A 12,033-nucleotide genomic window follows, 5' to 3' on the forward strand; every position below is an offset into this window, starting at 1 on the left:
CGCACCATCCTCCGCGTACGGAACGGACCATAGGATCGGGCCGGAACACGCAGGAATCCACAAAGGTGGAGGCGGGATTGATGGGGGACGAGGAAGCCATGAGCGCCTCAGGCGAAGGAAAAGCCACGACGGCCGGATATGCACCACATCCGTACGTCGGCGGCCGCACCGCCGTGCTCCGCGCGCTCGCGGCCTGGCGCATGCGGTGGCCGGGCGCGCCGCGCGTCATCGTGCTCACCGGCAACCCGGGCAGCGGACGTTCGCGCCTGGTCACCGGCTTCCTGATGCTGTGCGACCCCGCCCACCGCAAGCAGTTGCCGCTGGACGATCTGGACCCGGCAACGGTGCCCCCCGACCTCCCGGAGCCCGCCGTACCGATCCCCGCAGGGCGCACCGCGGCGCAGCTGTTGTGGCTCATCTCCGATCATTTCGGGCTGAGCGCCGACCGCGACGACGATATCTTCACCGAACTCGCCGCCCGTGAAGAGCCGGTGACCCTTGTGGTGCCCGATGTCGACCGGGCCGGTCCGGTACGCGCCGCGAACGAGCCGGCGCGCGTCGTCCGGGACGTCCTCAAGCCGCTCGCCGCCACCGAAACGGTGCACCTGCTCGCCGAGGTGCCGCGCGAACTGGCCGCGGAGCTGGCCGGGGCGCTGCCTCCCGGCCAGGCGCAGATCATCGATCTCGACGCGCCCGAGTGGGCCGACCCCAAGGGCCTGGTGCGGCACGCCGAGGCCGCGCTGACCCCCGACGCGGGGGCGCCGGAACTCCCGTACACCACCGACCCGTCCGCGCGCCGGGCGCTCGCCGAAGCCCTCGCGACGCGCGCGGACGGCAACCGGCTGACCGTCCAGCTCGCCGTGCAGTCGCTGATCGTGCGGCCCGAGGGCTTCGACCCGGCGGACCCGTCCCTGCTGCCCGGCAGCGTCGGCGAGGTGCTCGATCTGCATGCGCGCCGGCTGGGCGCCGATCCGCAGACCCTGCGGCTGATGCTGGCGCCGCTCGCGTTCGCCGAGGGCGAGGGGCTGCCCGTCCAGCTGTGGGGTGCGCTGGCGAGCGCCGTCGCCGGCCGGGACATGAGCCAGGACCTCGCCGACGGCATGCTGCTGGCCGCACCGTTCATCGAGCCGGTCGAGCCGTCCCGGGGCACCGACGACGGGAACGGGGAGGGCGACGGGGACCGGAACGGCGACGGCGAGAGGGGCAACACCGCGGACGGCGGTGGGGCCGGCTCCGGGGCCGGCGAGGGCCGTACGCTGCTGCGCCTGATGCACCCCGGGATCGCCGAGGAGATCCGCTCCGGTCTGCCGGACGTCCGCGACGCCCAGACCAAGATCGCCATGGCGCTGCTGGAAGCGGTGCCCCAGCAGGACTGGGCACAGGCCGATCCGTACCTCCGCGACCACCTCGCGGCGCACACCCTCGATGCCGGTCTCCTCCCCCAACTCCTCACCGACCCGGGCCTGTTCGCCCACGCCGACCCCGTGACGATGCGCGCCGCCGTCGAAGCCGTACCGCTGGAGCAACTGGGCGCGCCGGCCCGTACGTACCTGCGCACCGCCCCGCTCCTCACCCGCTCCGAGGCACCGGCCGATCTGCGGGCGGCGTTCCTGGAGTCCGCGTTCGTCGAGGACGGGCTGGTGGCCTACGCGGACGCGCTGCACACGCTCGGCTTCACCCTGCCGTGGCGGACGCTGTGGAGCGTGCCGCTGGTCGGCGTCCGCGCCGTGACCACGGGTTCCCTGCCCGCGCGGAACGGGGACGGTGCGACGGCGGGCGCGGCCGGGGGCCCGGACGGGACACCGGCGGAGACGGCCCTGGGCCCCGGCGGCGCGGCTGCCCCTGCCCCGGACGGCAGCGCCGGGCCGGTACCGGCGTCCCCCGCCGCCGCTCCCCGCCCCGTGGCCGCATTCCTCGTCCCCGAGGGGACCCCCGGTGCCCGTACGGTGCCCGGCCCGGACGGCGACGCCTCCGAGACGGGCGGCCGGGCGCTCCTCGTCCACGACCTGCTGCGTCCGGGGTATATCGACGCCGATCCGGCACAGGTGCAACTGCCCTCTGCGCAGGCCCAGGAGGCAGCGCCCTTCGGGCTCAGCCGCGGCGCCGACTATCTGCGGGTATGGGCCCGCGCCGACGAGGAAGTGGTGGCCGCGCTACTCTCCGACACCCCGTTCACCGGCGCCGACCTCTCACCGGACGGTGTGCTGGTCGTCGCCACCGCGCGCGGTGTGACCGCCCGGCAGATCCTTGCCGCGACCCCCGCGCCCGTCCCCTCCGTGCCGGCCCAGCGCACCGGCACCGCCGACTCCGCTTCGTCCGACGGCCTGAACGGCCTCGACGGCCTCGAAGGAGACCACTCGTGATCACCCAGGCGCAGGCCCACGCCACCGCGGCCCGCTGGCTCAACCCCGGGGGTCGGCAGGGCCCGCCGCGGGAGGTGGCCATGCAGGAGTTCGACCTCGGCTGGGTGGTGTGGGCGGTGCCGCCGCCCCCGGAGGCCGACCCGCACACCGGGCAGCGACGCCCGCCCGCCGAGGTCGGTGCCGCCTGTGGTGTGGTCGACCGGGCGTCCGGCGAACTGACGGTGTGGCCGCCGGTGCCGGTCGACGAAGTCGTACGGATGTACCGGCAGAAGCACGGCACGGGTGGCGAAGCCCCCCCCTCGGCGCCCGCGGAGCGTCCGGTCACCGGCCCCGGCAACACGGCCGTCGCGACCTACAACGACCCGTCGACCGGCGAGGAGACCAGCGTCGCCCGGGTCTCGGCCCCCGGTCAGCCGCCCGCCGAGTACCAGCTCCACGACGAACTGCGGCGGCTGGGCATCGACCCCGCGGACGTCCGCGCCGTCCACACCGATCTGCGGTCGGCCCTGCTGCCCGGCGGCTACCCCGGTGACTTCATCCTCCGCACCTTCCCGAACGCCGCCTTCTCCTGCACCGAGGGCTACGGCATGCGTCCCGAGGAACGCGCCGAGGGCATCGCCGGGCTGGTACGGCACGTCGGGATGATGCACCAGCTGGCCGGCCGGCCCGCACCGCCGCGGCCGCACCGGCTGCCCGTGCCACAGCGCGTCGAGGCCGCACCACCGATGCGGGACGTGGCCCTCGGCAAGCACCTCGTGGAGGTCTTCGGGCCCCAGGGCGTCCACCGCCCGGACGCCGATGACCTCGCCACGACCCAGCTCCCCGAGGCCACGAAGAACACCCTGGTCTGGGCCGGACTGCCCGCCCAGGTGCCGTACTTCTTCACCGCCGACCGCCCGGACGCCCCGCCGGCCGGCGGCCTGTTCCCGGACGTGGCGGCCCACCTGCGGGAAAGCGGCACCCAAGCGCGCGAAGAGACCCTGACGACCCTCGCCGGCTACGTCCGGATCGGCACCGACGGCCTCTACACACTCGCCGTTCAGTGCACCGCTTCGGAGCAGAACCAGAATCTCGTCGGCACCGTCTGGGCGGTCCAGCCGTCGTCGGGCGGCGGCCGGTTCGTCAACCGCACCGCGTCGGCATACCTGCGCTCACTCGCTGGGTTGGTCACCACGCGCCGGCAGATGCAGGGCATGGACCCGTACGCGGCGGGTGCGGCGGTCGCCGCCTTCCAGGAGCAGATCGCGGCGATCGACTCCTGGGCGCTGGATGACGACGGCAATTGGTGGTCGCTGGTCATCGAGCAGATGTGGCACGGGTTGTTCTGAGGGCAGGTGCAGCCCTCGAGGCGCGCCAACTCGGGGGCTGTGCGTGGGACCGTGCGCGGGGCTGTTTCCGGTCGGGCTACCTCCGGTTCGGTCCCTCCCTGTGGCGATCCGAGGGACCGGGCGGTCGGGCGCAACACCAAAGGCTCACTGAGCTATACGCCCGGCGCCCCCTCCCCAACCCCTCAGGGCAGCAGCAGCCAGTCAGCCGCCAGTGCGGCCGCCAGACCGATGCCCAGCAACCAGGTGCCGAGGCGGGTGCGTCCGTTCCGGCTGAGTTCGATCACCACGCCACAGAGCACCAGCGCGGCCCCGTACACCCCGACCACCAGCACCGACGTTCGCGACGCCAGGCGCACCACGAGCACCCCCGCCATCGCGGCCATCAACACCGAGGCCAGGACGATGCGTATTCGCCTGGCCTGCCGGGGCGTCAGTCCCACTCGGCTCTCGGGAAGGGGCTCTTCTGCACCGGCTGCGTCCATGAGCGGGAATGCTACGGGACGAGTGATCGCCGGGCCGCCCCACTCCCCTGAGCAGCACCAACCGACCGGGCAGCCGGGCCGGTTCGGCTATCCACCACTGACGGGCGGACCGCCGGCCGCCGGGACTCTCACCCGGCGGTCGAATTCCCTGCCTCCGCGCACTCCCAACCGTCAACCTGCCGGGGCCACCCGTACGGCTCATTCCGCAAGGCCCCCGGTTGACGCCCCCATCCCCTGCCCCTCCGGCCCCGAATAATTGACCAACCACGCACCCATACTTAACCTGCCCTTTCAGTACACCGACCGGGGGACACCCCCCAGGCACCCCAGACTCCCCCTCGCGCAAGATTCGCCAATGCCACAGGTGGGTCAATTCCCTTGCATTCGCACGCGGTTGAGCCCCCAGGATGCCCACGTTCTCTCCACACACCTCGCCTTGACATGCCTGCGTTCAGATCGCCTAATGTGTGGTTCGTTAAAGATGCGACAGGTATCCAGGGCGACGCATGACGGGGGCACGGGTGGCAGGCAAGGCATTTGACGTCGATCCGGATGTGCTGCGCAAGCAGGGCGACGCATTCGTCCACATCGGCAGCGATTTCTCCAAGGCGTCGAAGAAGCTTCAAGACGATCTCGAAGGACTCGGCAGCCCCTGGGAAAACTGCGACTTCGGCGACATCTTCGAAACGATCTACACGCCCGTCAGGGACGGCATGTTCGAATCGATGGACTCCCTGGGCGAGCGCCTCGAAAGCATCGGCGACAAGCTCCAGAACATGGCCGGCTCGTACACCGAATCCGACGAGCAGGGCATACACACCATCAGCGCGGTCGGCCGCCCCGCCATCTGACGCCCGGTGGGCATCCCGCCCATGAACCCGGGCGCCGGGGCCCCCGGACAACCGACCGAGGCCCATCTCGGCCGCATTCCCGCAGCGCCTTTTGAGGGCGCGGCCGAGCACCAGCGGGACCTCCCCACGGGCCACCGCCTGCCACCCCTCTCACGCTTTCCTTCACCGACGCCATTGCACTCCGCAATCGGCTACCACTGCACGGGGGACGATCACTGTGTCATTGACGCTGCCAGGCGAGGTTGCTTGGGTCCTGGATTTGCTCGGCTACAACTGGCCCGATGCCGACGAGGACAAGCTCCACGAGTGCGCCCAGACCTGGCGCAACTTCGCCGAGGCGGTCAATCAAGCGTCCACCAAAGGCTCTTCGGCAGCCGGTGAGGTCGTCTCCGCCAACTCCGGAGAGGCGATCGAGGGCTTTTCCCACGAATGGGGTTCCTTTTCCGGCGGCGGGGACAGCGGCGACCACTACCTTCGTGACGCCGCCGCGGCAGCCGAGGTGATCGCCGTCGCCTTCGATGCCGCCGCCATCGCCGTTCTCGCCGGCAAGATCGCCGTCATTGTCCAGCTCGTCATGCTGGCCACCGAGCTCATCGCGGCACAGGCCGCTGCCCCCTTCACCCTGGGCCTGTCCGAACTCGGTGCCGCGGGCGCCACCCAGGCCACCCGCCTGATCGTCCGCCAGATCCTCGACAAGATCAAACGCGAGGTCATGGAGGCGGCCACCAAGGCCATGGAGCACGCCACGATGGATGCCATCAAAAAGATGGCGAAGAAGGCCGTCTCCAAGGAAGCCCGCAAAATCGCGGCGGACTACGTCAAGAAGACGGTCAAGGAGACCGTCAAGGACAAGGTCATCGATCAGGCGAAGGAAATCGCCAGGGACAAGATCGTCGAAGAGGGCAAGGCAAAGGCCCAAGAGGCCGCCACGGAGATGACCCAGAACGTCGCCCAGCAGGGCATCGAAAGCCACTTCGGCGCCCGCGACGGAATCGACTGGGGCGAAACCGCCGACATCGGCAAGGAAAAAGCCGGCGAATACGTCGACGGCATCAAGGAAGGCGCCCAGGAGTACAAGGACGGCGTCACCAGCCTCGCCGACCCCACCACCTATGTCGACCACGCCAAGGAAGACCTCACCAACCGGGGCCTGGACCACGCACAGCGCCATGTCGACCGCCGCACGGGCGGGGCGGCCACCCGCCACCAGGACGTCACGGACGAGGTGCGTTCGGTGTTCGGCTGAGCCATTCGGTACCGGCTCGTTCGTTCCGCTGCCCGGACCACAGCAGGGGTGGGACCGCAGTCATCAACTGCGGTCCCACCCCTGCTGCCATCTGGCTGCGATCTGGCTGCGCTCCCCGGCTCATACCGGCGGATGAGCTCACCAAGCCTGCAAGCCTGCGTCCCTACTGACGAGGCGGATAGTTGGGCGGTGCCGACTGGTACCCACCAGGGCCGCCCGGCTGCTGGTAGGCACCGGGATACTGCGGGGGAACCCCCACACCACCGTGAGGACCGCCGAAGCCGCCACCACCCGGAGGCGGACCATTCCGGCGCTTCTTGTTGGCGACGATCACCCCGATGACAATCCCCAGCACAACGAGCACACCCACCGCGATACCGACAACCGCAAGGGGGCTCACACTCACACCACTGCTCTCCTCAGCACCGCTGCTCGCCGAAGGGCTTCCTCCGGGCGCATCCGCGCCGGCACCGGCGGAAGGCTCCGTGTCCTTCGGCATGGTGAGGGGCCCGTTCTTCGAACCGGCAGGGATCTTCTCCGAGAGGGCACGGTACGGGCGAATCACTCCGTAGCCGTACTTGGGATCAGGAGACGTGACGCCCGTCTTGCCGTCCGGGGTAATCGCCGTCTTCGTGAGGCGATTGGCGACCTGACCTGCGGTGAGATCCGGGTACTTCGAGCGAACGAGGGCTGCGGCGGCGGATACGTAGGCCGTTGAGTCAGACGTTCCGGTGGCCTGGCGATACTTCATCGAGGTGCCCGCAGAATAGATTTTCTCGCCAGGGGCAATCAAACGGATGTGGGGGCCGTAATTTGACCGAGAAAGGACCTTTCCGTCCTCCCCCACTGCTCCTACAGCCAGAACACCGGGCGCCGCAGCGGGGTAAAGAGGCTTGCTGGAGCCATCGTTACCGGAACCAGCGACCAGCAGCACGTCCTTCTTGAGGGCGTAGCTGACTGCACTCTTCTCCTGGTCGTCCAGCGAGGCACCGGCAAAAGACATGTTGATGACCTTTGCGCCGTGATCAACCGCATACCGAATAGGGCCATCGATGCCTGTACCGGCGCCAATTTCATTGGTCTTGATGGGGAGGATTTTCGCATCCGGCGCCAGCCCCATGATTCCATCGGCACGCTTAGGACCGTGCCCATGCCCCGCGATCAAAGCGGCCATGGCGGTTCCGTGATCATCACCGGTTTCGTGATCTGCCGTACCGCCCCCGCCGGTGAAGTCCTTCCCCGGAAGGACATTGCCCTTGAGATCGACGTGGTCTCCGTTGACACCCGAGTCAATGACCGCCACGATGACGTTTTTGCCGGTCGACTCTTTCCACACCTTTTGCGGATTGAACGCATCAAGCGCCCATTGCCCGTCCCTGATGTAGTCCGCCGAAGCGGTCGGCGCGGCGGTGAAGAGCAGTGCTCCTGCCACCGCCACGCCGCCAACTGCACGCAGCGTCCGCGTGAAGCTCATGCTGCAACACCTCTCCTCAACAGGTTGCGGCCCGCAGCCCGAAGACTGCGGGCCCAACTCGTTTCCGCCGCTGTCACACCCGAAGGCTAGCTACTCAATCACCTTCGGAGCCACATTGCGGTCGGTCGTCCACGTCTCCTCGTCCTCGACCAGGTAGTCCGGCCGCTCGCCGTTCTGGCCCTTGTCGTTCTTGCCCTTGGCTCCGTGCATACCGTGCGCTCCGGGCATCCCGGCCGGCCGACGACCACCGGAAGCCGCAGCGCCCGACTGGCCACCCCCGCGGCTGCGGTGCAGACCCGATCCGCCCTGGGAGCCACCGGCCCCCTTGCCTTCGGCGCCGCCGCCGATGACGCCACCCTTCTGGCGCGCGAGGCCAAGGCCGCGCCCGGCTCCCCCGGCACCCTTGGCGCCACCCTTGGCACCTGCCGCACCGACGCCACCCATACCTGGCATGCCGGCGCGTCCGGTCCCACGCCCGGTGGCCCCGGGGCCGGTGCTCCCGCCAGTACGACCACCAACGCTCCCCGTCGTCCCACCAGTACGGCCACCAGCGCCACCGTTCATGCCGCCCGGCACACCGGGAAGCCCCCCGGATCCGGGCCCGGTACCGCCGCCAGGACCGGGCCCACCGCTCATGCCTCCAGTGCCGGGGCCAGTACCACCACCGCCTGGGATGCCTCCTCCGCCTCCACCGGGGCCCACGCCGCCTTGCGGAGGAGTCAGGCTTTCAAGACCAGTGCCCACATGCGGCGTCAGGGAGCCCGGGGCCGGCATCGTGTTGCCGATACCCCCGCTGATCCCCGGCGTCTTCACACCGTCGCCCGAGAACCCCGGACCCTTCTCCATGGGCTTCATCGAGCCCTTAGACATTCCCTTGGGCCTGGTGACAGCGGCCGGCAGGGGGTAATGAACCGGCGGGATACCCGGGTTGTCGGGCGGCGGGATGCTGGACGAATCGTCGTCAACCCTTCCGCGCGGCTTCCCGATAGCTACCGCATTTGTCCGGTAGGCAGCCCCGAGGTACTCCATGGTCGCCGCAGCCTTCAGCTGCGTCTCCTTCTGCGCCGACAGGTCGTCTTCATTGTCCTCAACGACCTGAGTCGCGCTCTTTCCACCCGCCAGCTGTGCATCAGCGTTCTTGTCCTGGCGCTCGATGTGGTCCGTCGCCCAGTCCCAGGCCCGGTCACCCCAGTCGGGCATCTCCATGCCATCGAGGTGCTGCTTGTACGAGCTCAGAGCCTCGTGTGCGCGGCCCATGCCTTCGCTCACGTTCTTGGCGTACAGAGCACCGTTCCCGATGTTCTCGCTGATCATCTTGGCGCGCTCGCGAAACGCCTTCGCGGCAGCGCCATCCCAGTGCTGCAAGACCTCGTCGATGGCCTTGTCGAAATACGCGCGGATGCCACCGCCGTTGTCGACCACCATCGTGTTGTGCACCTGTCCCCAGGCGTGGGCGACCCCGGCGACCGTCTCCGGCTTCGCATCGGCCACCATGGCCTTCAGTGACGTGAAGTCAATCTTGTAGAACTTCGTGGTGTTCTCGATTGCGTAGCACTTGTCTTGTGGTGCGTACTTGCCATCCGCGTAACTACCCACGTCCCTGCCCCCTCTTCCTCTGTGAGCTCATGGCTGCCGCTCAGGAGTAGTTGTTGTGCGACGAAGACTGACCCTTCTTCATCGCATTGCTCGTGTCCTGCTCCTGGTCCTGGTAAGCGCCATGAGCCTGCGAGGTCTTCTTCTGAAGATCACCGATCAAACGCTCGAGCTTACCGAGCACATCCGTCTCGATGAAGGTCTTCATGTCGGCATGCGTCTGCCGCAGGGCGGCCTCCTCCTCGAACCCCTTGCCCAGCGAGCCTTCCGGAAGATGTGTCCCGCTCTTCGCCTTGCCCGAGGCGCTTTGCATGTCCTTGAGCACGCTGTTGAGCTTCTTGACGACTTCATCGAGCCTGTCAAGATCGACGCGGTAGGAATCGTTAGCCATCCTTGGCCTCCCCGTGTTTGCTATGAAGTTTTCCGACGCCAGTCACGAAGTGCGATGGCGCAACCCACCACCGTACCGACGGCCAGAAGTCCGCCGCCGACAATGTAGACGGCCACACGGGCACGCCGGTCCTCGGGGCTTTCGCCGAGTGTGACCGCGACCGGATGGATATCGGAGCCGTCAGCCATATTCGAGGGCTTGTCCGGCTTGGGTTCGGCAGTGGGCTCGGTGTCGTCGTTGAGAGCTGCCACCGGGTCGACGACGCCCCAGCCGATGAAGTTGTCGCGGTCCTTGCGCACACGCTCGGCGGTCTGCTCGAGATGCCAGATGAGCTGCTGCGGCGACCAGTCCTTGTGCTTTGCCTTGAGAAGGGCCGCGGCTCCCGTGACATACGGAGCGGAGAAGCTGGTGCCCTGGTCGACGCAATTGCCGCCATCGGGGACCGTGGAGACCATGTCGACGCCGGGGGCGGCGATCTGGACGAAGGGCCCGGACTGCGAGAAGGGCGCGCGCTCGTTGTTGCGGTCCGAGGCGGCCACGGCCAAGACATTGGGGTACTTGTTCGAGTACGCGGCGGGGAACATGTTCTTTTCGCCGCCGTCGGCGCCACCGTTGCCGGCCGAGGCGACCACCAGAATGCCCTTGGTGTTGGCGCGGGCGATCGACTGCTCGAGGGTGGGCAGAAGGCGTGGGTCCGCGCCGGTTCCCTGGGAGATGTTGATGATGTCGACGCCCTCCGCCACGGCCTTGTCCACGGCCTTGGCGAGGCTGTCGGCGGTGCCGGCCTTCTCGTCCGAAGTCTGCTGGAACGGGATGACGGTGGCCTTGGGCGCGATCCCGAAGAAGCCGGAACCCTTGACCGGGCGGGCGGCGATGATGCCTGCGACCTTGGTGCCGTGGCCGACCTTGTCCTCGGTCGGCTTGCCGTTGACAAAGGACTTGCCGCCGCTGCCGATCGCGTGTTTCAGCTGCTGATTACCGTCGTCGATACCGGTGTCGATGACACCGACACGGATCCCCTGCCCCTTCATTCCGTTGGCCCACAGCTGATTCGTCAGGAGGCGCTGCAGTGACCACGGGGTCTCAGCGATGTTGTCCGTGCCGAACTTGCACTCACCGCTGTTGAGCGGCACGTTCTCGTCCGCGATCGCCGGCGCGGCGGTCACGCTCGACAGGCCGGCAATGCACACCGCCAAAACCAGTGCGCTCGCCGCTCGGCGACGGTGCCCGGCTCGATGACCAATGGCGCGAGATCCCACGGGTTGTCTGCTCTCCATGTGTGACGGAACGGTCGGGGCGAGAGGTGAGGAAACGGCGGAGAAAGGGGCGGTGTGGAGGAGATGGCGGGGATATTGCGGAGCGGTATCGGACGGCAGAAGGGCGAGCGCACTGATGCAGCGCGCTCGCCCTCATTGACCACTGTGCGAGCCTTCGGGCTGCTCAGCCGGTCGCTATCCGTACCGTTGCTGCCGTGAGGTCAGCCCGCCCAGATACCGGAGTTCTTGTGCTCGGTGGCCTGGTAGTTCTGGGCGGCCTGGTCCAGCGCCTTGGCGATGGCCTCAAGCGTCGAGTGCAGGGAGGCCGCGCGCTGGTCCCACTCGCGCTGGCGGGCCTGGTAGCCCTCCTGCGCGGCACCTTCCCAGCTGGCGGCGATCTTCTTGACGCCCGCCTCGAGGTCGTCGAGCTGCTGGCGGATGTTGTTGGCAGTACCGCGCACGTCGGAACTTGCCTGCGAGATCGTCGCGAAATTAACGAGGATCTGGCCTGACATGGTGTCTCCTCAGGAGTTGATGAAGCCTGGTCGATGCAGGTGCCACAGCGGGCCGGCGGGCGAACCGGCGGGCCCGGGCTGTGGCGGCTGGGCCGTTGCGTCGCGGTCAGCGACGCGGCCCCATCATCCGAACGGGGAAGCCGAGGCGGAGATGTGCGAGATCGACTGGGCCTGCTCCTCTTCGGAGGCGGAGTAGTTCTTCGTGGTCGCGTCGATCGCTTCCTTGATCTCACCCAGCAGCTGGTTGAGACGGGTGGCGTCCTCGTTCACCTGGGACTGGAGCTGGTTGTACGAGGAGGCCGCAGCACCCTTCCAACCAGACGTGATGGTGTCGACGACCGTGTTCAGGCGCGAGATCTCGCCCTGGATCGACTGGTTGACCGAGGAGATCTTGCCGCTGAACGCGACCATCTCCTCCTCGGTGGTTGTGTACTGCTGACCAGCCATAGTCAACGTCCCCCATGAGACTTGTACGTCGTACCGCGGCATGCCGCCACAGGCGCTCGCGCGGTAGGCATCTCCTGCTGACGCCTT

General features: G+C 68.4%; 11 protein-coding genes. 4 read left to right on the forward strand and 7 right to left on the reverse strand.

Translation table 11 applies throughout. The features are described from left to right. Positions 1 to 98: 98 nt before the first annotated feature. Positions 99 to 2,363 (forward strand): ATP-binding protein, encoded by a 2,265-nt coding sequence (locus tag OHS81_RS09215; protein WP_328384153.1) that lies wholly within the window; start codon positions 99 to 101, stop codon positions 2,361 to 2,363. Continuing rightward, positions 2,360 to 3,691 (forward strand): SUKH-4 family immunity protein, encoded by a 1,332-nt coding sequence (locus OHS81_RS09220; protein ID WP_328384154.1) that lies wholly within the window; start codon positions 2,360 to 2,362, stop codon positions 3,689 to 3,691. Before OHS81_RS09215 ends, OHS81_RS09220 begins: the two co-directional genes overlap by 4 nt. Before the next feature lie 182 nt (positions 3,692 to 3,873). Here the strand turns inward: OHS81_RS09220 and OHS81_RS09225 are convergent, their stop codons facing one another. Next, complete coding sequence (locus OHS81_RS09225) at positions 3,874 to 4,173, reverse strand: hypothetical protein (RefSeq protein WP_311625347.1); 300 nt, start codon at positions 4,171 to 4,173, stop codon at positions 3,874 to 3,876. Positions 4,174 to 4,694: 521 nt separating this feature from the next. Between OHS81_RS09225 and OHS81_RS09230 the strand changes: the two genes are divergently transcribed. Both OHS81_RS09230 and OHS81_RS09235 read left to right on the forward strand, forming a co-directional pair. After that, positions 4,695 to 5,024, forward strand: coding sequence for a WXG100 family type VII secretion target (locus OHS81_RS09230; RefSeq protein ID WP_328384155.1), 330 nt, complete (start codon positions 4,695 to 4,697; stop codon positions 5,022 to 5,024). Between the two features lie 217 nt (positions 5,025 to 5,241). Beyond that, complete coding sequence (locus tag OHS81_RS09235; RefSeq protein WP_328384156.1) at positions 5,242 to 6,270, forward strand: WXG100-like domain-containing protein; 1,029 nt, start codon at positions 5,242 to 5,244, stop codon at positions 6,268 to 6,270. Between the two features lie 163 nt (positions 6,271 to 6,433). Here the strand turns inward: OHS81_RS09235 and OHS81_RS09240 are convergent, their stop codons facing one another. From OHS81_RS09240 to OHS81_RS09265, 6 genes are all read right to left on the reverse strand, one after another. Continuing rightward, the gene (locus OHS81_RS09240; protein ID WP_328384157.1) at positions 6,434 to 7,744 is read right to left on the reverse strand and encodes a S8 family serine peptidase; all 1,311 of its coding nucleotides are present in this window, start codon (positions 7,742 to 7,744) and stop codon (positions 6,434 to 6,436) included. A 90-nt stretch (positions 7,745 to 7,834) separates the two neighbouring features. Next, positions 7,835 to 9,340, reverse strand: coding sequence for a hypothetical protein (locus OHS81_RS09245; RefSeq protein ID WP_328384158.1), 1,506 nt, complete (start codon positions 9,338 to 9,340; stop codon positions 7,835 to 7,837). Between the two features lie 40 nt (positions 9,341 to 9,380). Further along, positions 9,381 to 9,728, reverse strand: coding sequence for a hypothetical protein (locus OHS81_RS09250; RefSeq protein WP_328384159.1), 348 nt, complete (start codon positions 9,726 to 9,728; stop codon positions 9,381 to 9,383). A gap of 20 nt (positions 9,729 to 9,748) precedes the next feature. Then, on the reverse strand, positions 9,749 to 10,987 hold the full coding sequence (mycP, locus tag OHS81_RS09255) for a type VII secretion-associated serine protease mycosin (protein WP_443058669.1): 1,239 nt from the start codon (positions 10,985 to 10,987) through the stop codon (positions 9,749 to 9,751). 218 nt (positions 10,988 to 11,205) lie between these two features. After that, on the reverse strand, positions 11,206 to 11,499 hold the full coding sequence (locus tag OHS81_RS09260; RefSeq protein WP_006602760.1) for a WXG100 family type VII secretion target: 294 nt from the start codon (positions 11,497 to 11,499) through the stop codon (positions 11,206 to 11,208). A gap of 123 nt (positions 11,500 to 11,622) precedes the next feature. Next, positions 11,623 to 11,946, reverse strand: a complete 324-nt coding sequence (locus OHS81_RS09265; protein WP_311625340.1) for a WXG100 family type VII secretion target — start codon at positions 11,944 to 11,946, stop codon at positions 11,623 to 11,625. Positions 11,947 to 12,033: the final 87 nt, after the last annotated feature.

It is taken from the genome of Streptomyces sp. NBC_00400 (assembly GCF_036048035.1).
GTDB lineage: Bacteria > Actinomycetota > Actinomycetes > Streptomycetales > Streptomycetaceae > Streptomyces.